Here is a 22,015-nt window from a genome sequence, read left to right on the forward strand (position 1 = left end):
AAGCCATCACGCGCCATGGCGGGCGGCGAACAGCCCGATGGTTGCGCATCCATCAGAAGCTGACCACCACGGCGGTGCTCAACAACTGGTTGTTCTTCTTGTACGTATTGGACTTGGTGTCCAGGAACACCGGGCCGCTGGCCCAATCGTAGCGGTACTCCACCTTGAACACGGTACTCAGGTTGAAGGCGTAGTTCATGCCCAAGGTCAAAGCCGTGCGATCCACGCCCTTGTTCGGGTTGTCGATGTTGCCATCACCGTCGGCATCCACCTGAGCGGGGCCGATGCCATTGTGGTCATCAAAGGCCGAGTAGGTCAGCAAGCCCCCACCATTCTTGCTGTTGAAGATGCGATCCAGGCGGACCACCCCCTCCAGGCGAGGCTCGAACTTGTAGGCGACCAGGCCAGACAGGCCGGACCAGATGGCGTTGCGCAGCTCACCCGTGTTGGGATCAGCGGTGATAGATGCATGCTTCTGGCGCCCCCAGCTGGCCTGGCCTTGCACGGTCCAATCGCCACGGATGAAGTAGGCATCGAACTCGAACAAGTCGACACGGGAGCTGCCCGGATAAGCCACACCACTGCTCGGATCGGTGATGGCGTTCCCGTTGGCATCAAACGCCGCACCGTTGTGCGCCTTCCCATGCACCCCTGCAAACCCGAAGCCCTGGAACTCGCCCTTGGCATAGTCCACGCGGTAGGCCAGCACCGGCGTCTTTTCGTTGGCGTTGCGCTTGCTGGCGTTCATGTTGGCCACCACGCCCTTGACGATCCACTTGTCGCGCGTGAGCTCCATGCCGGCGCCCGTATACGCGGCGGGCAGCGTCAGATCGAACAGCAGGTTGTGCGTGATCAGCTTGTTGAGCGTGGGCTGCAGGTATTCATAACCGGACCAGTCCGGGATGTGGCCGGCAATGAAGCGGGTCTGCAGGTCGGTCAGCGGGATGGACACCGAGGCTTCGTGCAGGATCGAGGCACTGCCTTCCGACACGGCCTGGGTGCTGCGTTGCGGCGACAGCGTCAGGCGCCAGCGCGAGCCGCCTTCGGTCTCCTTGATGAAATCGATGGCCGCCGAACCAATGTAGGAATTGTCATAGGTGTAGCCACCATCACCCACCGAGTTCAGGAACTGGAAGCCCGCCTGGTGCTGGCGCTGGTTGAAGACAAAGGTCGGGTCCATGTAGCCGCTGACCTTCAGGCCCTTGAAGCCCAGCATGTCGCGCGAGTCTTCCAGGGCCTCCGTCTTGACGGCGATGCGGTTGAAGTCCTGCAGCTGATCCGGCGTCATGCCGGGCGCGGGGGCTTCGGCTGGCGGGCTGGCTTCCTTGCTCGCCTGCCTGGCCGTCTGCGCCTCCAGCTTCTTTTCCAGCTCGCCCACACGGGCCTTCAGGGCGCGCAGCTCGTTGAGCAGGTCCTGGGTCGTGTCAGCATGTGCAGGTGCGGCGGCGCTGGCCAGGCAGGCTGCCAGGGCCACGGGCATCAGGGACCAGGTTGTCTTGTGCTTCATCTTGCTGTGCTCCTTGTTTGATTCACGATACAAGCGGCAAGCCGAAGGTGTGCTGAAGGCCCGGACCAGGCCTTGAACTCAGCCCCTTGTGGCCTGCGCGATTTCCTGTGCGCGCCGCCGCTCGGCACGGGCCAGCGCATAACTGCCCCCCACCACGGCCAGCGACACCACGGCGATCACCACCGTGGCCACCGCATTGATGCTGGGGTCCAGCCCCAGGCGCGCACGCGAAAAGATCACCAGCGGCAGGGTGGACGAACCCGGCCCGGACAAGAAGGCAGCCAGCACCACATCGTCCAGCGACAGGGTGAAGGTCAGCAGCCAGGCCGAAGCCAGGGACTGCGCAATCATGGGCAGCGTCACCAGGAAGAAGACCTGCAGCGGGCGGGCACCGAGATCCTGCGCGGCCTCTTCCAGCTGCGGGTTGAGGTCTTGCAGGCGCGCCTGGATCACCACCGTGGCGTAGGCCATGCCCACCAGCAGATGGCCCAGCCAGATCGTGAGCATGCCGCGCTCGGGGTAGCCCAGCGCCCGCTGCACGGACACCAGCATCAGCAGCAGGGACAGGCCGATGATGACTTCGGGCATCACCAGTGGCGCATTGATCATGCCCACCATCAAGGTGCGGCCGCCAAAGCGCTTGAACTTCGCCAGCCCCCAGGCGGCCAGCATGCCCAGCACCACGGCCGAAGAGGCGGTACAAAAAGCAATCTGCAGCGACAACCACAGGCCACCAAGTATCTCGGTGTCTTCCAGCAGCTTGGTGAACCACTGCAGCGTGAAGCCGCCCCACACCGTGGGCAAGGGCGAGTTGTTGAACGAGTAGACCACCAGCGCCACGATGGGCAGGTACAGGAAGACAAAACCCGCCGTCAACCAGGCCCGCGCGATCCATTGCCCGCGCCGCTGGTAAGCCGGTATGGCCGCGGGCTTGCTCATCGGTGCGCCTCCTGGTCGGCCTGCGCCTTGTTGAACAGCGCCAGTGGCACCAGGATCAGCAGGATCATCACCACCGCCACGCTCGAGGCCATGGGCCAGTCATTGTTGGCGAAGAACTCGTCCCACAGCACGCGGCCGATCATCAGCGTCTGCGGGCCGCCCAGCAATTCAGGGATCACGAACTCGCCCACGCAGGGGATGAAGACCAGCATGGAACCCGCCACGATGCCCGCGCGGGACAGCGGCACCGTCACCTTCCAGAAGGCCACCCACGGCGTGGCGCCCAGGTCGGACGCAGCCTCCAGCAAACGCATGTCCATCTTCGACAGGTTGGCGTACAAGGGCAGGATCATGAAGGGCAGGTAGGTGTAGACCATGCCCAGCACCAGCGAGAACGGCGTGTTCATGTACTGCCCCGGCCCCGGGATCAGGTTGGTGGCGATCAAGAGGCGATCGATGTGCAAGGCATCCAGCACCGTGGCCACCCAGCCGCCTTCGGTCAGCAGGCCCTTCCAGGCGTACACACGCAGCAGGAAGGAGGTCCAGAAAGGCAGCATCACCATCATGAGCAAGGCGGGCTGCACGGCCTTGGCGGCACGCGCCATGAAGTAGGCAAAGGGGTAGCCCACCATCAGGCACAAGGCGGTCGTGATGCCGGCGTACTTCAGGCTGGCCAGGTAGGTCTTGAAATACAGGTCGTCCTGCGTGATGAACAGGTAGTTGCTCAGCTTGACGCGCACCTGCAAGACGCCATCCACCCAGGTGATCAGGTCCTTGAAGGCCACCGTCTCCATCTCGGAAATGCTGATCTTCAGGACGATCAGGAAGGGCAGCATGAAGCACAGCAGCAGCCACAGATAAGGCACGCCGATCACGCTGCGGCCGGCCCAGGTGAGCTTGGGGTTGCGGATGCTGCTCATGCCCGGCCCGCCTTATTGCGTCAGCACCACGTGGGCGCTGGGCAACCACCAGGCATAGGCCTCGTCATCCCAGCTCAGGGTGTCGTCCGGGTGGCGCTCGGTGTTGCTCTGCGTGACCTTGAGGATGGCGCCGCTGGGCAGCTGCAGGTGGTAGAGCGTGTCGCTGCCAAAGTAGACCATGTCCTTCACGCGGCCCTTGACCTGGTTGTAGGGCGCGGGGGCCATGCCCTCTTCCTGTTCGGGCGGCCTGCGCGAGATGCGGATCTTTTCAGGGCGCAGCGCCACCGTGACCGGCATGCCGGTGTGGCCGGTGATGCCGTGGCCCACCCAGTGGCGCACGTCCGGGCAGGTGATCTCGACGTGGGCGGCTTCATCCACTTCCAGCGAGCCGTCCATCAGGTTGACGTTGCCGATGAAGTCCGCCACGAAGCGGGTGGCCGGCGTTTCGTAGATCTCGCGCGGCGAGCCCACCTGCAGGATGCAGCCCTCGCTCATGACGCCGATGCGACTGGCCATGGCCATGGCCTCTTCCTGGTCGTGCGTCACCATCACGCAGGTCACGCCCACGGTCTCGATGATGTTGACCAGCTCGATCTGGGTTTCCTCGCGCAGCTTCTTGTCGAGCGCGCCCAGGGGCTCGTCCAGCAACAAGAGCTTGGGCTGCTTGGCCAGGCTGCGCGCCAGCGCCACGCGCTGCTGCTGCCCGCCCGAGAGCTGATGCGGCTTGCGGTGCGCGAACTTGCCCAGCTGCACCAGCTTGAGCATGGCCTCCACACGTTCGCTGATCTGCGCCTTGGGCAGCCCTTCGCGCTTCAAGCCAAACGCGATGTTGTCCCACACGCTGAGGTGCGGGAACAGCGCATACGACTGGAACATCATGTTGATGGGCCGCTGGTACGGTGCCAGTTGGGCCAGGTCCTGCCCACCCAAGGTGATGCGGCCCGAGGTGGGCAGATCGAAGCCGCCCAGCATGCGCAGCAGCGAGGTCTTGCCGCAACCGGATGGCCCCAGCAAGGCGAAGATCTCGCCCTTGACGATGTCCAGCGACACGCCATCGACAGCGCGGAACACGCTGCCGTCTTGCGCACCAAAATCCTTGATCAGCTTGTCGATGCGCAAGAAGGCCTCAGCCTGATCGCCAACGCTCATGGCAGGGCCCCTTTGGTGATCGCTTACAGGCCGGTCTTGAACGAGGTGTAGATGCGCGTCATCTGGCGACGGATGTCGTTGTTGAGCGCGTCCGGCTGGGCCATCTTCTTCATCTCGGACTCGGGCGGGAACACGGCCGGGTCGTTGGCGATCTCGGGCTTGACGAACTTGCGCGCCGCCAGGTTGGGGTTGGCGTAGAACACCTTGTTGGTGAGCGAGGCATGCACCTCGGGGCGCATGATGTAGTTCATCCACAGGTGCGCGTTCTCGGGGTGAGGCGCATCCGCCGGGATCACCATGGTGTCCATGAAGATCACGCCGCCCGTCTTGGGCGTCAGCGTCTTGATGTTCTGGCCCGTCTTGCCTTCCAGGGCGCGGTTCTTGGCGATGTTGATGTCGCCCGAGTAACCAAAGGCGGCACAGATCGAGCCATTGGCCAGGTCATTGATGTAGCCCGTCGAGCTGAACAGCGTCACATAGGGGCGGATGGCCTTGAGCACGGGCGGCACGGCCTGGTAATCGGCGATGTTCTTGCTGTAGGCGGGCTTGCCCAGGTAATGCAAGGCAGCGGGCACCACTTCAGTGGCCGAATCCAGGAAGGACACACCGCAGCTCTTGAGGCGGCTGATGTACTCGGGCTTGAACACCAGGTCCCAGGCGTTGTCCGGCATGGGCAGGTCACCCAGTGCGGCCTTGACCTTGTCCACATTGATGCCCACCGTGGTGTAGCCCCACATCCAGTTGACCATGTACTGGTTGCCAGGGTCCAGGCGGGCCAGCTGGGCCATGATGGCCGGGTCGATGTTCTTCAGGTTGGGCAGCTTGGACTTGTCCAGCTTCTGCAGCAAGCCGCCATCAGCCTGCATCTTGGCCCAGTAGGACGAGGGCACCACGATGTCGTAGCCCGTCTTGCCGGCCACCAGCTTGGCGTGCACGATCTCGTTGGAGTCGAACACGTCATAACGCACCTTGATGCCGTACTCCTTCTCGAAGTTGGCCACCGTGTCAGGCGCGATGTAGTTGGACCAGTTGTAGACGTTGAGCACCTTTTCCTCTTCGGCGTGGGCACCGCCCAGGGCCGTCAACGCCAGCAAGGCTGCGGCGCTCAGAGGTTTCAAAAAGGTCGTCACAGTCATCCTTGCGGTCATGGTGTCCAGCTCCTTGAAGTCCTTGGTATTGTGGGCGCATCCGGGGTCCAAGTCCAAGCCGATCGCAGCAGTGGACCAGCCTCACGGCACAAAGCGCCAAGCAATTGTTGCGCCAAAAGAACGCCCAGATCCCCCACAGGTAGGAGCCGTCGCGATCAGCTCAAACCCTAGAATTTCGGCCGCGCCTGGCGCTCCAAAAACCACATTCAGGGACCCTCCAATGAAAACGATTCGTCGTGCCCGCCCATGCCTGGGCGCTGCTCTGGTCATGCTTTTGAGCACAGGCGCCAGCGAAGCGCTGGCCCAGATGGGGCCGGTATCGCCGTCCACCGCGGTCTCCGTGCTCCCCTCGTTCGAGGCCGGGCAACTCAACCATTGGTATGTGTCGCAGTCCAGCACGCTGGCTGCCGTGTCAGGCGAATCGGCGGGCGATGACGCCGGCACGGACGCGGCCATCTTGCTGGGCCTCGCCAAGCCCATCCTCAAAGGTGTCGCGGGCGAATATGACACCGCCTCGGCCTATGCCGCCGTGTTGCCCAACAAACTGAGCGTGGCCGCCTCGACCAGCACCGGGCAGAGTTTTTCTGACTTGCATGCCATGGGTTTGGCCATGGCGGGCATCAGCTACTTCACCATCTCGGACCAACCCGGCACCATCAAGATGAATTTGCATTTGTCGGGCACCCTGACCTCGCTCACCATGGGCTCCAAAGCAGCCATGAGCCTGGTCGCCTTTGGTTCCGGCGTGGATGAAGGCACCTTGAACGCGCTCAATTTGGCCGGCAATGGGGACGACGTCGACCCGCTGCAAGCCATGGATCTGCTGCCCCAGATCCGTACGGACCACGCCCGCATCCTCAGTGCCCGACACACCAACGGCACTGGCGGCACCGACACCTTTGACCAGGATTTCTCCGTCTCCGCTGACAGCGTGGCGTTCGGCTGCCCCGAGTCCGGCGCCGGGCAGGCCTATTGCGGCAAATACTTCTATGGCTTCAGCCTCGGCATCCATGCCGCCAGCTTGAACAATGCCCACGCAGATTTCGCGCACACGTTAACAGTCACCGGGCTTGAACTCCCTCAAGGCGCGACGCTCACATTCGACGCAGGCGCGGCCATCCCGACCGCCACCAGCGCCGTACCGGAGCCCTCTGCCGGCGCACTGAGCATGCTCGGGCTGAGCATGGTCACCGCCCTCGTGGCTCGACGCCGTCAACGCCATTGAGCCCTTGAGGCGGCCTTTGGCGCACGGCTGGCGCCCAGCCGCTCGCGTCAATACCAACCGCGCTCCTGCAGATCGGCCAGCGTCAGATCCAGGCAATGCCGGATCAGCGCCATCAACTCGTCCACCTGGGCGCGTGTCATCACGAGCGGCGGCGCGATGATCATGCGGTCACCCACGGCCCGCATGATCAAACCATTGCCGAAGCAATGCCCGCGGCAGACCATGCCCACGGACTGGTCCGCAGCAAACGCTTCGGCCGGCTGATCACCCTGCGCCTTGCGCCGCACCAGCCGGATCGCGCCCATCAGCCCGCAGGTCTCGGCCTCACCCACCAAGGGGTGCGCCGCCAGCGCTGCAAACTGCGCCGCCAGATACGGGCCGGTGTCATCGTGCACGCGCTGCACCAGGCCTTGCTCTTCGATCAATTGCAGATTGGCCAGCGCCACCGCGCAGGCCACCGGGTGGCCGCTGTAGGTGTAGCCGTGCGCAAACTCGCCGCCCTGCTCGATCAAGACCTTGGCCACGCGCTCGCCCACCAGCACCCCACCCAGCGGGATGTAGCCAGAGGTCACGCCCTTGGCAAAGGTGATGAGGTCGGGCTTGTAGCCAAATCGCTCGCAGCCGAACCAATGCCCCGTGCGCCCGAAGCCGCAGATCACCTCGTCGGACACCAGCAAGATGCCGTATTGATCGCAGATGCGCTGGATCTCGGGCCAGTAGGTGTCGGGCGGGATGATGACGCCACCCGCGCCCTGCACGGGCTCGCCGATGAAAGCCGCCACCTTGTCGGGCCCAACCTCCAGGATCTTGGCCTCCAGCCAGGACGCCGCCCGCTTGCCGAAGTCGTCCTTGCTCTCGCCTGGCCGGCCGTGCTGCACGTAGTAAGGCTGGTCGATGTGGACGATGCCGGGAATGGGCAGGCCACCTTGCGCATGCATGTCAGTCATGCCACCCAGTGAGGCGCCGGCCATGGTCGAGCCGTGGTACGCGTTGAAGCGGCTGATGATGGTGTGGCGTTGCGGCTGCCCCAGCAGATCCCAATAACGGCGCACCAGGCGCACGATGGTGTCATTGCCTTCTGATCCGGAGCCGCTGAAGAACACATGCTCGAAGCCCGGCGGGCTCAGCTGCGACAGCTTGTGCGCCAGCGCGATGGCCGGCATCGTCGTGGTCTGGAAGAAGGAGTTGTAGAACGGCAGCGTCTTGAGTTGCGCGGTGGCCGCGTCGATCAGCGCCTGCTGGCCATAACCCACGTTCACGCACCACAGGCCGCTCATCGCATCAAACAGCTTGTGGCCCTCGCTGTCCCACAGGTAGATGTTGTCGGCCTTGGTGATGACGCGTGTGCCCTTGGCCGCCAGCGCCTTGAAATCGGTGAAAGGGTGCAGGAAGTGGGCGGCATCCAGCGCCTGCCATTCGGCTGTGCTGTGTTCGAAAGTGGGGCTCATGGTGGGGTCCTCTTTGTCGTTATCAATGGTGCAGCGCCATCACACATGCAGCAGCAGGTGTTCACGCTCCCATGGTGAGATCACTTTCATGAACTCGGCGTGCTCGACTTCCTTGATCTCGGTGTAGATGGTGATGAAGTCCTGCCCCAGCACTTCGGCCAGGTCCGTCTCGTCACGCAGAAGGTTGACGGCCTCGCCCAGGCTGCGCGGCAACTGGTAATCGCCCAGATAAGCATCCCCCCGGCACTCCGGCGTCGGCTCGATCTGCTTGGTGACGCCCAGATAGCCGCAAGCCAGCGTGGCCGCCATGGCCACATAGGGGTTGGCGTCCGAGCCCACCACGCGGTTCTCGATGCGGCGCGCAGCAGGCGTGGCCACTGGCGAGCGGATGCCCACCGTGCGGTTGTCCGTGCCCCACTGGATGTTGATCGGCGCCGCATTGGATCGCACCAGCCGGCGGTAGCTGTTCACATATGGCGCGAACAAGGCCATGGCAGCCGGGATGTAGCGCTGCAGCCCGCCGATGAACCAGTAGAACGCCTGCGAGGGTGAGCCATCCGGGTTGCTGAAGATGTTCTGCCCAGTGACCTTGTCGACCACGCTCTGGTGGATGTGCATGGCACTGCCAGGCTCATTGGCCATGGGCTTGGCCATGAAGGTGGCGTACATCTCATGGCGCAGCGCCGCCTCGCGAATCGTGCGCTTGAAGAAGAACACCTCATCGGCAAGCCCCAGTGGGTGATCGTGAAAGAAGTTGATCTCCATCTGCCCGGCGCCCACTTCGTGGATCAGGGTGTCCACGTTGAGCTCCATCTTCTCGCAGTAATCGTAGATGTCTTCAAACAGCGGGTCGAACTCGTTGACCGCGTCGATCGAGTAAGCCTGGCGCGAGGTCTCGGCGCGGCCACTGCGGCCCTTGGGCGGTTTGAGCGGCATGTTCGGGTCCACGCTGCGCTCGATCAGGTAGAACTCCAGCTCGGGCGCCACCACAGGCGACCAGCCCTGGTCGTCATACAACTGGCACACGCGCTTGAGCACCGAGCGCGGCGCATACGGGATCAGCTTGCCCTCGCGGTCATAACAATCGTGGATGACCTGCGCGGTCGGGTCCGTGGCCCAGGGCACGATGCGCACGGTGGCCGGATCGGGCTGCAGGTGCATGTCCCGGTCGGTCGGCGTGATCACATCGTAATACGGGCCACTGGCCGGGAACTCGCCGGTTACCCCGATGGCCACGATGCCCTCGGGCAGGCGCATGCCGCGGTCTTCGGTGAACTTCTCACGCGGCAGGATCTTGCCGCGCGCCACGCCGGTCAGGTCCGGTACGAGGCATTCGATCTCGGTGACACGCCGCTCGTTGAGCCATTGCTCCAGATCGCTGAAGCTGCCGGGTAACTTGCTTTGCATGTCATCACCTAAGTTCTGGGTTGTGGGCTGGAGAGAACTACCGTCTTTCAGGATGCTGCACACGCTCAACATGGTCTGAGGCCGCGCCCGAAGGCGACAAGCGCGCAGACTGGTAAGCGGCACACGCCGACCCGAAAGCCTTGAAGATGCGTTGGGAAACCGGGTTGCTGGCGGCCTGCCATTCCGGGTGCCACTGCAGGCACAAGTTGAAGCCGCCGTGCACCGCCTCGGTGTCATCGGCCGCGGGGTGCCACGAGAAGGCCTCGACCACGCCATCGGGCGCGAGCGCCTCGATGCGGGCACCATCGGCCAGGCGCTTCACGCCTTGGCCGTGCAGGCTGTTGACCATGAACTCGCCGCCCTGGATGACCGGCTCGGCCATGCCTTGCAAAGCCTGGTCCAGCAAACCACCGTGGATCAGCTTGACGGGGTGGGACTCGCCATATTCCTCTTCCACCGGTTTGCTGCTGTCACCCCGATGGTCCATCAGCCCGGTCTCATCGTGCACGGCTTGGTACAAGGAGCCCCCCAAGGCGACGTTCACCTCCTGAAAGCCTCTGCAAATGCCGAGCAGCGGCATGCCACAGCGCAGTGCCAGCCGGATCAGCGGCAGCGTCCACGCGTCACGTTCAGGGTCCAGCGGCAGGGATTCATCCAGCACCTCTTCGCCAAAATGGCTGGGGTGGACATTGGAAGGCGAACCTGTCAGCAGGATGCCGCTGGCCATGCTCAGCAGGGCGGGCAACTCATCTGCTTGCGCAGCGGGCACCACCAAGGGTACACAACCGGCCAGGCGCACCGCATCGATGTACTTTTTGCCCGCGACATGGAAGGGATGACGCCCGAGGATGCGCTGACACGCGGGCACCAGCACAAGGGGCGGGTGAATCTGGTTTGCACTCATGATGCCACTCGCTGCAAACAGTGTGCCAAAGCCGTTACAACTGTCAACCGGGGTGCAACGCAGGGTGTTGTCAATGCCGTGAAATCAGGCCGAAGGCGCCAACTCCGAGGCACTGAGGCGCTGCCTAACATTTGCTTGCACATTGATGGTGCCAAGCAGGCCCCCAAGCGGGGGTAGGCCCGGCCCGGGCGGGCGCTTTTGCGCTAACTTCCCAGCCTCAGGCGACGTGGGTTTCCCTTGATTCGCCCTATAAGAAATCTGGGATGGAAGCATGACCGACCTCTCCGGCATCCAATCTGCGTTGGCCGGCGCCGTACACGACCTGGTTGATGGCCTGCTGGGCGACCTGCTCGGCTCCGGCCCCAACCAGCACACCCGCCTGTTGCGGCTGCACACGCCGCTGGGGCCCGACGTGCTGCTGGCCGAGCGCGCCCGCATCACCGAAGGCATCGGCCCGCGCCAGGCCGAGCCGGCTTTCGCCATCGAACTGCTGGCCCTGAGCACCAACGCCGGCATCCGGCCTGTTGACCTCATCGGCCAGCCCGTGCTGCTGGAGCTGCTCACCGCGCACAGCACCACCACCCTGCGACCCTTCCACGGCCACGTGCTGGGCTTCGAGCTGCTGGGCTCGGATGGCGGTTACGCCCGCTACCGCCTGCAGATTGGCGCCTGGCTGGATTTCCTGCGCCACCGCACCGACGCCTGGATCTTCCAGGACCAGAGCGTGGTCGAGATCACCGAAGCCGTGTTTGCCGACTACGCCGCGCAAGGCACGCTGCAGCCCAAGTGGCGCTGGGACCTGAAGGACCAGGCCGTCTACCCCCGCTTGAGCACCCTCAGCCAGCACGACGAAACCGATTTCGACTTCCTGCAGCGCCTGTGGGCCGCCAGTGGTCTGTTCTGCTGGTTCGAACACACGGGCGACGCCTCCGACGCCGCCACACTGGGCAACCACACCCTGGTGATCGCCGACCACAATGGCGCGTTCCACGCCAACCAACAAGGCCGCATCCGCTTCACGCAAGCGGGCGCGGTGATGAAGGAAGACAGCATCACCCGCTGGCACGGCAAGCGCCGCATCGGGGCCACCACGCTGAACACCGCCAGCTTCGACTACCGCTCGGTGGCCAACCATGCCGCCAGCGCCGAGGTCGACGCTGCCCATGAGCAGCCCATGCCCCTGGTCCACACCGACCAGCCCGGCGCCTACGCCTACGAGACCCCAGCCGAGGCCGAACGCCTGGCCACCGTCTACCTGCAATCGCTGCAAGCCCAGCGCAAGCAGTTCGATGGCCGCGCCACTGTGCGCACCCTGGCGCCCGCCACCACGTTCACGTTGCTCGACCACGCCGAGCACGACACCGACCTGCTGCAGGGCGGCGACGATGCCGCCCGCTTCGTGGTGCTGGGCGTGGTGCACGCCGCCCGCAACAACATGAGCGCCGATGCCAAGGCCGGCCTGCAGCACCTGCTGGGCCACGCCTTGCTGGGCGGCGAACATGCGCCCGCCAAAGAGGCCGCCGCCAACAACGCCAGCACCGAGCCCCTGTACGAAGCCCGCTTCGAGGCCCAGCGTGCCAGCGTGCCCGTGCGCCCGGCCCTCACCGATGGCCAAGGCGCCCTGCTCCACCCCAAGCCCACGGTCTGGGGCACCCAGACTGCATTGGTGGTGGGCCTGGATGGCCCCATCCACACCGACCGCGACGGCCGCGTGAAGGTGCAGTTCCACTGGCAGCGCGGCGCGGGCAGCAGTCACCGGCTCAGCACAAACGGCGGTGACGGCGGCGGCGGCAACGCCCCGGCATCCGACGCCTCCGGCACCTGGGTGCGCGTGGCGCAGGACTGGGCTGGCGCCAACTGGGGTGGCGTGTTCATCCCCCGCCTGGGCCAGGAAGTGGTCGTCGCCTTCGTGGAAGGTGACATCGACCGCCCCGTGGTGATCGGCGCCGCCTACAACGGCCAGGGCAGCGACAACGCCCAGGGCAATGCCGTGGCCGGTGGTGCCGCCAACGCGACCGGCAACGCCTCGGCCTGGTTCCCCGGCTCGGCACGGCAAGGCGAGCAAGAAGGCCACGCCCACACCGCCAGCTTGAGCGGCTTCAAGAGCCAGAGCCTGGACGCCTCCCAGGCCGGTGGTGGCGCCTACAACCAGCTGGTGCTGGACGACACCCCTGGCCAGGGCCGCGTGCTGGCCCACACCACCCAGAGCCAGACCTGGCTGCAGATCGGCCACCTGCTCCAGCAAAACGACAACCAGCGCCTGGCCCAGCGTGGCCACGGCCTGGAGCTGCACACCCAGGCCCAAGGCGCGCTGCGCGCCGGCAGCGGCCTGCACATCAGCACCCACGCGCGCCACAACGGCACCGCGGGCCCACAAGGCCAGCCCACCAATACCCGCGAAGCCCAGGCTCAACTCCAAAGCCATGCCGAGCTGGTCAAGGCCCTGAGCGAGAACGCGCAGACGCACCTGGCCAAGCTGCCCAATGAGGTCACTCCCGACAAGCTGCCATCGCAGCTGGCCATGCAGGCCACGCTGACCAGCTTGAAGGGCGTGCAATCGGCGGGCGATCAAGCTGCGTCGCCTGAATCCGGCGCAGACTCAGGCAGCGACATACGCACCATCGACGGCGGCCACGGCAGCATCCCCGTGACGGACCGCCCTGACCTGGTCCTGAGCGCCGCCGCGGACATCAGCAGTGCCACGCCCGCCCACAGCCTCCTCAGCGTGGGTCAGCACACCACCGTGAGTGCCGGCCAGGACACCAACCTGCTGAGCCAGCGCCACGCCGCCTGGGCTGTGAAAGACGGCATCAGCCTGTTCACCCGCGGCGAAGCCAAGGATGGCCAACGCGCCGTGCAGGACGTGGGCATGAAGCTGCATGCGGCCAGCGGCAATGTCAACGTGCAGGCGCAAAGTGATGCCTTCACGCTGACGGCAGAGAAGGCCGTGGACCTGCAAAGCACCGCGGCCAGCATCACCATCAGCGCGCCCGAGAAGATCCTGCTCAATGGCGGCGGGGGCTACATCAAGATCGAAGGCGGCAACATCGAGATCGGGACGAGCGGGAATGCGAGCTTCCTGGCGTCGATGAAGGAGTTGACTTCGGGTGGAAGCGCGTCGACACCCGGCATGAGCTTTGCCCAATCTGCGCTACCGATGTTCAAGCGCCCGCTACAAGTGAGTTTGCTCAACGCGGACGGTGACCAACCGGCTTCTGAACTCTTGACACTGCGTGATGGCGCGAGCGTGGAGCATGCTGTCACTGTTGCGGGATGCGCCGCACATATCACAGACTTCAAGCCTGGGCTCTCCAAGAGCACACAACCCAACCGCAAGAGCTGATTCACCGCTGTCGCAATCACCGACAACACGAGATTGAACATGTCCATCCTTGCCGCCGCAGCTGAATCCAGAAGTCCAAAAAACAAGCCACGCGTCATTCCAGCTGACACACAGCAGGTGTGTATCGACCTTCCTGGCGAAGATGTTCGATGCGTCATCCACAAGCCCAAGCTGGAAATCATGCTTCGCAAGCATCGTGACGTGATTTTTGAGATCCAGCTTTTCAAGGGTATGTCTTACACCGTCGAAGCTGATCAAAGTGATTTCTACAATGCAAGGGACAAGAAAATTGTTCAGCACACAAAGAGGCAAACCGTCACATTCAAGGATGGCGAGCGGCTGCACCTCTGGATTGCGCGGAACTTTAAAGGTAGCCTGATCCTGAAAGCAAATGGCAAGGTGCTTGGGCGTTATGCCCCGTCAACGCTTGATCAGACCCGCTACGATGCCGAGCCGACGACCAAGCCCGCTCCGATGGTGATCGTGTTGAAGAACGAGGCCACTCCAGCATCAACAAGCCTAGCCAGTGACAACACCTGTAAGGCGACTGACCCTCTGGGCATTAATCAGTGGACGCTTCACCCGGTCCCCACTGCCTTTGGGCTTGATGCATTGACCATGTATAGCCGCAATCGCCCTGCGACCCCTGTAGCCGAACAACACCCCACCGTCGCGGTAGTCGATGGCGACGGCAAGGGCATGCCCCAGAAGCTGAAGGACTACTTTGCAGCAGGTGGTGGAAAATCGGGCTTGGCCGACGTCGACCCCAACGAAGTCGTGACACGCAACTGGCTGATTGGGCAACTCGCAGGCGCTGCTGCCTATGCGGGCGACAACTGGAATTGGCTCCGGCACAGCATCAACAAACAGGCGGATGGCGCATTCAAGCTGGTTAGTGCAAAAATTGCATACGTCCGAGGCAAGGTTCGCATCTACTTCACCGGCTACAGCGCAAAGAACCCCGTGTTTGGCCCAGGCGGACATGGTCCAGGCAATGCAAAGATCCTGCAAGTCTATGCAGGCATAGGCAAGGCTGGCAGCGTCTTCAAATCAACGGCGATGGCCGTGGGCGGCACGTTCAAGGGTAATGCGTTAGTGAGCTTCATATTTGGCTCGGCGACCTCGTGGGCGGAATGGCAAGCGGATTCCCAGAAGGATGGATATGACTTGGCAGCAGCGCTGGTGACCAGCTTGGTCAAGGCTGTGGTGGCTGCGGTATTGACCGTCGCTTTGGTTGCGGCCATTTTGTTTCTCTTGATGATCGCGGCTGAAATCGCCGTTGCCGCGATGCTCGTTGGCGCGCTAACCCTGGGTATCGGGTGGGCAGTTGGTTACGGCATCGAGTCATTGGATAAACAAGCTGGCAAGGCTTGGAAGGGACAGGGCAATGGGGACGGCACTGCAGCAGGGATTGCGCCTTGGCTTCGTAGCGCTGGAAAATGGCTTGGTGAATCCTGGGATCATCTCAACGCCAAATTTCCCAATGACTACCAACCTTGGGCCGCGCTATGAATGACGCGTCTGAATCCGTGCTCGAAAGTCGGGAAGCCATCGGACCGTGGAACTACTCGGCACGTATCCCTGATAGCGCCAGTTCTGCAAACTATGCGCTTATCCCATTGTTGGTAGCCGTAATTTGCGGCGGCATGGGCATGTTCTTGGGCAACGACGTCGCTGGCAGCGTGCCCTTCTGGTCTAACGCAGCTGTATGGGGTGCGCTGGGACTGTCAGCGATGAGCATTCTGGTTAGCATTTGGATGCTCCTGGGGCGCTGGGTTTGGACCGCCCCTCAAATGGCCATATTTAGCCTTGCAGGGTTTGCGCCAATTTTTTGGGCGTTTCAAGGCGCTTCACTTTCTGCATTCTTTCTCTATAGCAGTGCTCCGCTCTTGGCGAAGGCAAGCATCCTACTGACCTTCATTGCTTGGCACGGGTGGTGGATGCATCAAACGGCGACGCGATGCATGGCCATTTGGGCGAACGTCGCTTTGCGCGAAATGGTTTGGATACCTTACGAATGTGCAACGGTGTATCGACGCTCTCAGGCCAAAATTGCCATGGATAAAGCAGGGATCGCGTGGCACCCTGGCCCAATTGGCCTCTTACTGCCCATATTCCTTTGCATTCCCTTGTACCTATACCGGCATGAGGTCGTCAGATATCTAGACGTGCCGTGGGTCCCGATGATTGGTTTCGTGCTTTGCTTCTCCAGTTTTGTTCTGATTACAACTGCACTTACAGCCATTGTCGTCGCCATGCTTGTCATACCCGCACGCATCGTGGCAAGCACAGGCAAGCCGGTTCTCGTTGACATGATGACACCGGCCAACGCCCCCAGGTAGCTGATGCTGGAAGCAAGAATTCGCGCTCTTTCTACGAACCGCACGCAGAAGGGGGTGCCCAAGAAAAAAGCGACAGGCATCAACCTGTCGCTTCACATGCATGCTCTGCGCTTATCCAATAAGCCCCAGCCTGCTGCACCAGCGGGTGCGCCCCCCCGGTGCCTTCTTCCTTCTTGTCAAACGTCAGCCGCGTGCGCGACGTCGAGCGGCCATCCCACCGACCACCGCCAGACCAGCCAAGACCATGGCATAGGACTCAGGCTCGGGCACCGCTGTGGTCACCAGCTTTTCGCTGCGGCCACCCGGCAGAGCCTGGATGTGCAGCCCAAACTTGAACGAACCATTCTGGAGGTCAGCCAGCGACACACCACCCAGGTTGAAGGCCAGCGATTCACCGGCGTTGATGCCATTGGTGGTGGGCTTGCGGTCAGGCTGGAAGTTGAAGTCCACCGTCCAGTTCAGGCTGGCGGGCAAGTGGGCGCCACCACCCGTGGTGTACAGCACACCTGTACTCTGCGTGGCAGCCAGCGCCACGGTGTCGCCCAGGCTGCTGTCGAAGCTGATGCCGGTGATGACCGAGCCATTGCCCGCACCCGCCGCGTTCTGGATGGTCAGCACATGGCCCACCAAGCTCCAACTGGCCAGACTGTTACCAGCTGTGGTGCAGCCCACGGCATTGCTGCCGGGCGTCACGTCACCCGCCACGCACGAAAAACTGTAGGCATGTGCAGCCCCAACTGATGCGGCCACCGCCATGGCGACGGCGGCTTTTGCGCTGCGCTTGATCCAGGTACTCATTCTCAAACTCCATGTCGGCTCAACAACGTCGACATCAGCCATGGTGCCCAATCCTGCGGGTCTGCACCACGCCGCGTTTGGAGGGGTTGGGCTGCGCAAGCATGAAAAAAGGCCGCTAATTGCGGCCTCGTTGATGCAGGGCAAAGGTCTGCGCTCAGTGCGACGAACGCTGCGGAGCCTGGTAACCACCGCGCTCGATATGGCGGAAGGTGATGCGGCCCTTGGTCAGGTCGTAAGGCGAGAGCTCCAGCGACACTTTGTCGCCCGCCAGGATGCGGATGTGGTGCTTCTTCATCTTGCCGGAGGTGTACGCGACCAGTTGGTGGCCGTTGTCCAGCGTCACGCGGAAACGCGAGTCCGGCAGGACTTCGTTGACCACGCCGTTCATTTCGATCAGTTCTTCCTTGGCCATGGGCCAGTCTCCAGCAGGTTGAGTCAGGTACGATGCCGTCCTTCCTCAGTGTGGACGATACCGGGATGCCAGGCAAGGTCAGGAAGACTGACGTTGCCGATCTGCAAAACAGGATACTGTAACACGCGGACCGGAAAACCGTCTAGCAGGGAAGCTGCCCGGTCAGACGCCCCCCGGCCTGCGGGTCATGGCGTTGCACAGGTTGCGGCCGATTTCCGTGAGACGCAAACCGCCACCTGCCCACTCCAGCCAGTCGAGGGTCACGTAGTCCTCGATCAGGTCGTCGCCGATCAGGTTCGCCTGACGGGCTTTGAGGCATTCCATGGTGTGGGGCAGCATGGTGCGCAACATTTCTGCGCGAGAGGCAGGCATCGCTTGACCAGGTCGGGTGGCCGCGTAGTCAAGCGACGGAGACGGGGTGCTGGGCATGATCGCTCCTTGGCGTCGTGCCTCACCAGGGCAAGGTGTCCACGCTGGACAGCTGTTCGGTGCGGCACTCCAGCCTACCACCACCAGCGATTCCCCGGGCCTATTTATGACGCGGGAACAGGGGGTGTGGCACAGTCGCACGATGTCTATGTCGCCCTCCATGCCTCTGCCTGACGCCTCGGCCAAGCGTCAGGATGCCGCCACGATTGGTCTGATCGGCCTGGCCCACGGGACATCCCATTTTCATCATTTGCTGCTGGCGCCGCTTTTTCCCGTCTTCATGCGGGAATTCGGGCTGAATTACGCCGAAATGGGCCTGCTGGTGAGCGTGTTCTTCGTGATTTCCGGCGTGGGGCAGGCCCTGGCGGGCTTCGTGGTGGACCGCATTGGCGCGCGCCCGGTGCTGTTTGCCGCCCTGGCGTGTTTCGTGTCGGCGGCGCTGGCTGCGGCCTCGGCGCATGGTTACGGCGGGCTGATGCTGGCCTCGGCGTTGGCGGGTCTGGGCAATGCCCCGTTTCACCCGGCGGATTTCACGATCCTGAACAAGCGGGTGTCGATGGCGCGCCTGGGCCATGCGTTCTCCATCCACGGCATCAGCGGCAACCTGGGTTGGGCGGCCGCACCGGTGTTCCTGATCGGCATCCACCATGCCTCTGGCAGTTGGCGAGTGGCTTACCTGTGCGCCGCGCTGGTCGGGCTGACGGTGATCACGCTGCTGGCCTTGAACCGCGAGGCCATTGACGACCATCACCAGGCGCATGCACCGCACGCCCCTTCGCAGCACGCCCCAGTGGAACACCCGATGGCGTTCTTGAAGCTGCCCTCGGTGTGGTTGTGCTTCTCGTTTTTCTTCTTCAGCACGGCCGCGCTGAGCGCCATCCAGGGCTTTGCCAGCCCGGCGCTGAGCAAGCTGTATGGTCTGCCGATTTCGGCCACGGCCTTTGTGGTGACCGGCTACATGATCTGCGGCGCGGTGGGCATGGTGCTGGGGGGCTTTCTGGTGGCGCGCGTGGAACGGCTGGAGCGCACGATTGGCGTGGCCATGGTGCTGGCCGCCGCCTTGTTGACGCTGGGTGGCCTGGGCGTGATGCCAGGGGTGGCCGCCGCGGTGGTGGTGTCGCTGGCAGGCTTTGGCACCGGCCTGGCCGGCCCTTCGCGCGACATGCTGATCAAGCGAGCAGCCCCGCCGGGTGCCACGGGCCGCGTGTACGGCACGGTGTATTCAGGCCTGGATCTGGGCTTTGCGCTGGCCGCACCGATCTTCGGCTCACTGATGGACCATGGCTCGCCATCGAGCGTGTTCTACGGCGCGGCGATCACCCTGATCATGGGCGTGATGTCAGCGGGGATGGTGGGCCAAGGCATCGCGACGCGGCAGCTGCGCCAGGCACTGGCCCGGTAGGAAGCATGGCGCCGGGGCCTTGAGGGCGCCCGTGGAAGAGAGCGGGACAAGCGCTCAGTGCGGCTTGCGGCGCTCTCGGCGTTCTTTTTCCTTGAAGGCTTCGGGCGTGAGCACATTGCCTTCCTTTTCGACACGGTGGCGCACCCGGTTGATGACATCCTGCGCCGCCTGTTTGGCCTGGGCGGCCGAACGGCGCTTGCGGCGCCAGTGCCAGATGCGCAGCACCTGGTAGCGCAGACGCCCCCAGGCCATGAGGGCCGCACGATCCAGGCGGGCACGCCGTGCGTCGCCCAGGGCGAGCCGGATGAGCATGACCACGCAGATGGCGGCCACGAAAACAGAGAACAGCTTGTCGACGCCCATGGCGAAGTGTCCGGGAACACAGGGTTGAGGTACTGGCTACGATGGTAGCCCTGAGACCCCCTGCTTGTCTCGCCCAAAGTCAAGCAAATGGCCACCCATTCAGAGGAGCGCGCCGCAAATGCACACGTATTCACCCGTTTTCCTGCCCATGGCCATCCTGGCCTTGTGGACGATGCATGTGCTGTTGATGATCCCGTTTGCGCGCTTCAAGGCGGGCCGACAAGGCCAGGTCACGGCGGAGGATTTTCGTTATGGGGAATCCGAGCGGGTACCCGATGCGGTGCGCCTGCCCAATCGCCATTTCATGAACCTGCTGGAAGTGCCGGTGCTGTTTTATGTCGCCGGCTTCATGGCCTTCCTGACACACAACGTGGACAGCCTGATCCTGGGGCTGTCGTGGGCGTATGTGGCGCTGCGCCTGGGGCACTCCATCGTGCACCTGGGGCACAACAACGTGATGCACCGCCTCACGCTGTTCGCCATCAGCAATGTGGTGGTGTCCTTGATCTGGTGGGTGCTGCTGTACCGCCTGGTGACGGCGTGAGCCGCCAGCCTTGGCGGCCCCGCGCTTCGCTTACTTGCGCAGCACCACGTTCATCGAGGCCGGCACATCGGCCTCATCCAGATACGCCACGGCACCCGGTGTGCTTTGCACATAGCTGATCACATCGGCCACGGAGGGCAACTCGCGCGGTGGCACGCCCTTGCCCACGTAGCGACGCACCGTCCAGTAGGCCACGTAGGCGTCGTCGGTCTGCTGCAGGTAATCCGCCAGGAAGCGCTGGCGCAAGGGTTGGCCAGCCTTGAAGTTGATGGGCGCCACGGACACGCCACCCACCTCGATCACCTTGCCGGTGTAGATGCGTTGCAGGGTGGGCAGATCCAGCTTGTGCATGTTGGCGTGCGCCACCACGACCACGCCGGCCATGGCCGGTGCGGCCAGCAGGGCCAGGCACAGCAGCCAGGCAGCACAGAGAAAACGTTGAAGTCGTTTCATGTGGTGCCCCTCAGAAGACAAAGCTGTAGTTGAGGGACAGCACATTGATGCGCTGCCTGCGGACCACGTCCTCACCGGGTGGTGAATCGACCGTGGCCGAGCGGTTGCCGATGCGGGTGCGTGCCCACTCGGCCTTGAGCTTGCTTTGCGGGGTCAGGGCATACGAGCTGCCGATGGCCAGGGTGTCCTGGTCGTAGACCATGATGGCGTCGGAGGCGGCACGCTGCGAGGGGTTGAACGCGGGATTGGGCGTCGATGACTGCGCGGCATTGAGGCTGTCTGCCACGCGCACGGACACGCCCATGGAACGCAGCCTCGCGTAGCTGACATACGGCGTGAGCGCGCCCATCTTGTGCAGGACGGCGACGTAGCCACCTGCGGTGTTGGCGCCGTTCTCCGTGCGCATCTGGATGTTGCGAGCCAGCTCGCTCACCAGGCGCCAGTTGGGTGCGACCTCGATGTCACCGCCCAGCGTGATCACATCGTTCACGATGCTGGGGGTCGTGCCGATGGGCTCGGTGCCCACCATCGGGGGTTGCACCGCGTAATAGCCCACGCCAGGCCCCGCTGACACGTAGGGGTAATGGCTGGAGAAGTCCTGCCCATCGCGTCGGCGCGTGACGGTGTGATGCAGGCCCGCGCGCCAAACGGAGCCGTCCTGCCTCAGGGTCAGCACGGCCCCGGAAATGGTTGTGCACACCGGCATGAAGATGGCGCCCATATCCCGCAAGTGGGCGCGAGCCTGCAAATCGGCCTCGCCGTGGAACACATCCAGCGTGGTTTCACCCAGCTCGGGCATCCAGGTGCGCGACACGTACAGGCCCTTGAAATCATTCGAGGGCGAGATGCCGTACATCTCGAAGGGCAGGCGCGCGAAGTCATAGGTCTGCCCCACGTCCATGTTCTCGGAGTTGAGGTACATGGGCACGCGCTGCTTGCCCAGGCGCAGCAGCCAGTCATTGCCCGGGCGCCAGGACACGAAGGCCCAGGAGGCCGTGAGCGACCAGTCTTCGTCGTTGTTCAGCGAAGGGGCGACCTTGGCCTGCACGGTGGCCGACCACTCGGGGCTGAACTTGGCGTCCAGCTGCCCGCCCAGCACGGTGTCACGCTTGAAGGTGCCGCCTTCGTCGACAAAGCGCTGGTAGTTGTAGGGCTGGTCAGAGACGGCATAACCCAGCGTGCCAAAACCCGAGGCACTCAAGTCCACCGCACGAGCCGGTACGGTGGCCAGTGCACATGCCAGACCAGTGATGAGCCAGACAGCTTGCAAGCGCTTCATCTT

20 protein-coding genes are annotated in these 22,015 nt (G+C 63.5%); 6 read left to right on the forward strand and 14 right to left on the reverse strand.

Going from position 1 to position 22,015, the window contains the following annotated elements:
* Positions 1 to 52: 52 nt before the first annotated feature.
* The 5 genes from JY96_RS10410 to JY96_RS10430 all read right to left on the reverse strand — a co-directional run bounded on the left by JY96_RS10410 (position 53) and on the right by JY96_RS10430 (position 5,663).
* Entirely contained in the window at positions 53 to 1,507 is a 1,455-nt protein-coding gene (locus JY96_RS10410; RefSeq protein ID WP_081961623.1) for a DUF3138 family protein, read from the reverse strand.
* Positions 1,508 to 1,585: 78 nt separating this feature from the next.
* A complete protein-coding gene (locus JY96_RS10415) occupies positions 1,586 to 2,446 on the reverse strand; it encodes an ABC transporter permease (RefSeq protein ID WP_052162382.1) in 861 nt (286 codons plus the stop codon).
* The gene (locus tag JY96_RS10420) at positions 2,443 to 3,366 is read right to left on the reverse strand and encodes an ABC transporter permease subunit (RefSeq protein WP_035037189.1); all 924 of its coding nucleotides are present in this window, start codon (positions 3,364 to 3,366) and stop codon (positions 2,443 to 2,445) included. Before JY96_RS10420 ends, JY96_RS10415 begins: the two co-directional genes overlap by 4 nt.
* Positions 3,367 to 3,378: 12 nt before the next feature.
* Positions 3,379 to 4,515, reverse strand: a complete 1,137-nt coding sequence (locus JY96_RS10425; protein WP_035037192.1) for an ABC transporter ATP-binding protein — start codon at positions 4,513 to 4,515, stop codon at positions 3,379 to 3,381.
* Positions 4,516 to 4,538: 23 nt separating this feature from the next.
* Positions 4,539 to 5,663, reverse strand: coding sequence for a polyamine ABC transporter substrate-binding protein (locus JY96_RS10430; protein ID WP_052162929.1), 1,125 nt, complete (start codon positions 5,661 to 5,663; stop codon positions 4,539 to 4,541).
* Between the two features lie 220 nt (positions 5,664 to 5,883).
* Between JY96_RS10430 and JY96_RS10435 the strand changes: the two genes are divergently transcribed.
* A complete protein-coding gene (locus JY96_RS10435; protein WP_161784297.1) occupies positions 5,884 to 6,888 on the forward strand; it encodes a PEP-CTERM sorting domain-containing protein in 1,005 nt (334 codons plus the stop codon).
* A gap of 47 nt (positions 6,889 to 6,935) precedes the next feature.
* On the opposite strand, the gene JY96_RS10440 is transcribed toward JY96_RS10435, so the two are convergent.
* Genes JY96_RS10440 through JY96_RS10450 form a run of 3 tightly spaced genes read right to left on the reverse strand, consistent with a single transcriptional unit; the run spans position 6,936 to position 10,647 of the window.
* Positions 6,936 to 8,336 carry an aspartate aminotransferase family protein gene (locus JY96_RS10440; protein ID WP_035037203.1) on the reverse strand — a complete coding sequence of 467 codons (1,401 nt, stop codon included), beginning with the start codon at positions 8,334 to 8,336 and terminating at the stop codon, positions 6,936 to 6,938.
* 39 nt (positions 8,337 to 8,375) lie between these two features.
* Positions 8,376 to 9,743: a glutamine synthetase family protein gene (locus tag JY96_RS10445; protein ID WP_035037206.1), complete on the reverse strand. Its 1,368-nt coding sequence runs from the start codon at positions 9,741 to 9,743 to the stop codon at positions 8,376 to 8,378.
* 37 nt (positions 9,744 to 9,780) lie between these two features.
* Positions 9,781 to 10,647, reverse strand: a complete 867-nt coding sequence (locus tag JY96_RS10450) for a gamma-glutamyl-gamma-aminobutyrate hydrolase family protein (protein ID WP_052162383.1) — start codon at positions 10,645 to 10,647, stop codon at positions 9,781 to 9,783.
* Positions 10,648 to 10,918: 271 nt separating this feature from the next.
* Between JY96_RS10450 and JY96_RS10455 the strand changes: the two genes are divergently transcribed.
* Genes JY96_RS10455 through JY96_RS10465 form a run of 3 tightly spaced genes read left to right on the forward strand, consistent with a single transcriptional unit; the run spans position 10,919 to position 16,332 of the window.
* Positions 10,919 to 13,990 carry a type VI secretion system Vgr family protein gene (locus JY96_RS10455; protein WP_052162384.1) on the forward strand — a complete coding sequence of 1,024 codons (3,072 nt, stop codon included), beginning with the start codon at positions 10,919 to 10,921 and terminating at the stop codon, positions 13,988 to 13,990.
* 39 nt (positions 13,991 to 14,029) lie between these two features.
* Positions 14,030 to 15,502, forward strand: coding sequence for a hypothetical protein (locus tag JY96_RS10460; RefSeq protein ID WP_035037209.1), 1,473 nt, complete (start codon positions 14,030 to 14,032; stop codon positions 15,500 to 15,502).
* Positions 15,499 to 16,332, forward strand: a complete 834-nt coding sequence (locus tag JY96_RS10465; protein ID WP_152606451.1) for a hypothetical protein — start codon at positions 15,499 to 15,501, stop codon at positions 16,330 to 16,332. The genes JY96_RS10460 and JY96_RS10465 overlap by 4 nt, the downstream gene beginning before the upstream one ends.
* Positions 16,333 to 16,515: 183 nt before the next feature.
* On the opposite strand, the gene JY96_RS10470 is transcribed toward JY96_RS10465, so the two are convergent.
* The 3 genes from JY96_RS10470 to JY96_RS10480 all read right to left on the reverse strand — a co-directional run bounded on the left by JY96_RS10470 (position 16,516) and on the right by JY96_RS10480 (position 17,881).
* Positions 16,516 to 17,130 carry a PEP-CTERM sorting domain-containing protein gene (locus JY96_RS10470; RefSeq protein WP_035037215.1) on the reverse strand — a complete coding sequence of 205 codons (615 nt, stop codon included), beginning with the start codon at positions 17,128 to 17,130 and terminating at the stop codon, positions 16,516 to 16,518.
* Positions 17,131 to 17,284: 154 nt separating this feature from the next.
* Complete coding sequence (gene infA / locus JY96_RS10475; RefSeq protein WP_035037217.1) at positions 17,285 to 17,542, reverse strand: translation initiation factor IF-1; 258 nt, start codon at positions 17,540 to 17,542, stop codon at positions 17,285 to 17,287.
* A gap of 162 nt (positions 17,543 to 17,704) precedes the next feature.
* Positions 17,705 to 17,881 carry a hypothetical protein gene (locus JY96_RS10480; protein ID WP_235333897.1) on the reverse strand — a complete coding sequence of 59 codons (177 nt, stop codon included), beginning with the start codon at positions 17,879 to 17,881 and terminating at the stop codon, positions 17,705 to 17,707.
* Positions 17,882 to 18,131: 250 nt separating this feature from the next.
* Between JY96_RS10480 and JY96_RS10485 the strand changes: the two genes are divergently transcribed.
* On the forward strand, positions 18,132 to 19,373 hold the full coding sequence (locus JY96_RS10485; RefSeq protein WP_235333898.1) for an MFS transporter: 1,242 nt from the start codon (positions 18,132 to 18,134) through the stop codon (positions 19,371 to 19,373).
* A gap of 54 nt (positions 19,374 to 19,427) precedes the next feature.
* On the opposite strand, the gene JY96_RS10490 is transcribed toward JY96_RS10485, so the two are convergent.
* The gene (locus JY96_RS10490; RefSeq protein WP_035037224.1) at positions 19,428 to 19,736 is read right to left on the reverse strand and encodes a hypothetical protein; all 309 of its coding nucleotides are present in this window, start codon (positions 19,734 to 19,736) and stop codon (positions 19,428 to 19,430) included.
* 118 nt (positions 19,737 to 19,854) lie between these two features.
* Here JY96_RS10490 and JY96_RS10495 point away from each other — a divergent pair, with 118 nt between their 5' ends.
* On the forward strand, positions 19,855 to 20,280 hold the full coding sequence (locus JY96_RS10495) for an MAPEG family protein (RefSeq protein WP_052162386.1): 426 nt from the start codon (positions 19,855 to 19,857) through the stop codon (positions 20,278 to 20,280).
* A gap of 30 nt (positions 20,281 to 20,310) precedes the next feature.
* Here the strand turns inward: JY96_RS10495 and JY96_RS10500 are convergent, their stop codons facing one another.
* Positions 20,311 to 20,733, reverse strand: a complete 423-nt coding sequence (locus JY96_RS10500; protein WP_035037227.1) for a hypothetical protein — start codon at positions 20,731 to 20,733, stop codon at positions 20,311 to 20,313.
* Between the two features lie 10 nt (positions 20,734 to 20,743).
* On the reverse strand, positions 20,744 to 22,012 hold the full coding sequence (locus JY96_RS10505) for a hypothetical protein (RefSeq protein ID WP_035037228.1): 1,269 nt from the start codon (positions 22,010 to 22,012) through the stop codon (positions 20,744 to 20,746).
* Positions 22,013 to 22,015: the final 3 nt, after the last annotated feature.

The organism is Aquabacterium sp. NJ1 (genome assembly GCF_000768065.1).
Taxonomy (GTDB): Bacteria; Pseudomonadota; Gammaproteobacteria; order Burkholderiales; family Burkholderiaceae_C; genus Aquabacterium.

Excerpts from the sequence above, each read along its gene's own strand:
- JY96_RS10460 (WP_035037209.1), top strand. The coding sequence starts at position 14,030 with ATGTCCATCCTTGCCGCCGCAGCTGAATCCAGAAGTCCAAAAAACAAG.
- JY96_RS10440 (WP_035037203.1), bottom strand. The coding sequence starts at position 8,336 with ATGAGCCCCACTTTCGAACACAGCACAGCCGAATGGCAGGCGCTGGAT.
- JY96_RS10465 (WP_152606451.1), top strand. The coding sequence starts at position 15,499 with ATGAATGACGCGTCTGAATCCGTGCTCGAAAGTCGGGAAGCCATCGGA.
- infA (WP_035037217.1), bottom strand. The coding sequence starts at position 17,542 with ATGGCCAAGGAAGAACTGATCGAAATGAACGGCGTGGTCAACGAAGTC.
- JY96_RS10500 (WP_035037227.1), bottom strand. The coding sequence starts at position 20,733 with ATGAAACGACTTCAACGTTTTCTCTGTGCTGCCTGGCTGCTGTGCCTG.
- JY96_RS10445 (WP_035037206.1), bottom strand. The coding sequence starts at position 9,743 with ATGCAAAGCAAGTTACCCGGCAGCTTCAGCGATCTGGAGCAATGGCTC.
- JY96_RS10430 (WP_052162929.1), bottom strand. The coding sequence starts at position 5,663 with ATGACCGCAAGGATGACTGTGACGACCTTTTTGAAACCTCTGAGCGCC.
- JY96_RS10420 (WP_035037189.1), bottom strand. The coding sequence starts at position 3,366 with ATGAGCAGCATCCGCAACCCCAAGCTCACCTGGGCCGGCCGCAGCGTG.
- JY96_RS10450 (WP_052162383.1), bottom strand. The coding sequence starts at position 10,647 with ATGAGTGCAAACCAGATTCACCCGCCCCTTGTGCTGGTGCCCGCGTGT.
- JY96_RS10495 (WP_052162386.1), top strand. The coding sequence starts at position 19,855 with ATGCACACGTATTCACCCGTTTTCCTGCCCATGGCCATCCTGGCCTTG.
- JY96_RS10455 (WP_052162384.1), top strand. The coding sequence starts at position 10,919 with ATGACCGACCTCTCCGGCATCCAATCTGCGTTGGCCGGCGCCGTACAC.
- JY96_RS10505 (WP_035037228.1), bottom strand. The coding sequence starts at position 22,012 with ATGAAGCGCTTGCAAGCTGTCTGGCTCATCACTGGTCTGGCATGTGCA.
- JY96_RS10435 (WP_161784297.1), top strand. The coding sequence starts at position 5,884 with ATGAAAACGATTCGTCGTGCCCGCCCATGCCTGGGCGCTGCTCTGGTC.
- JY96_RS10480 (WP_235333897.1), bottom strand. The coding sequence starts at position 17,881 with ATGCTGCCCCACACCATGGAATGCCTCAAAGCCCGTCAGGCGAACCTG.
- JY96_RS10490 (WP_035037224.1), bottom strand. The coding sequence starts at position 19,736 with ATGGGCGTCGACAAGCTGTTCTCTGTTTTCGTGGCCGCCATCTGCGTG.
- JY96_RS10485 (WP_235333898.1), top strand. The coding sequence starts at position 18,132 with ATGCCTCTGCCTGACGCCTCGGCCAAGCGTCAGGATGCCGCCACGATT.
- JY96_RS10425 (WP_035037192.1), bottom strand. The coding sequence starts at position 4,515 with ATGAGCGTTGGCGATCAGGCTGAGGCCTTCTTGCGCATCGACAAGCTG.
- JY96_RS10415 (WP_052162382.1), bottom strand. The coding sequence starts at position 2,446 with ATGAGCAAGCCCGCGGCCATACCGGCTTACCAGCGGCGCGGGCAATGG.
- JY96_RS10410 (WP_081961623.1), bottom strand. The coding sequence starts at position 1,507 with ATGAAGCACAAGACAACCTGGTCCCTGATGCCCGTGGCCCTGGCAGCC.
- JY96_RS10470 (WP_035037215.1), bottom strand. The coding sequence starts at position 17,130 with ATGAGTACCTGGATCAAGCGCAGCGCAAAAGCCGCCGTCGCCATGGCG.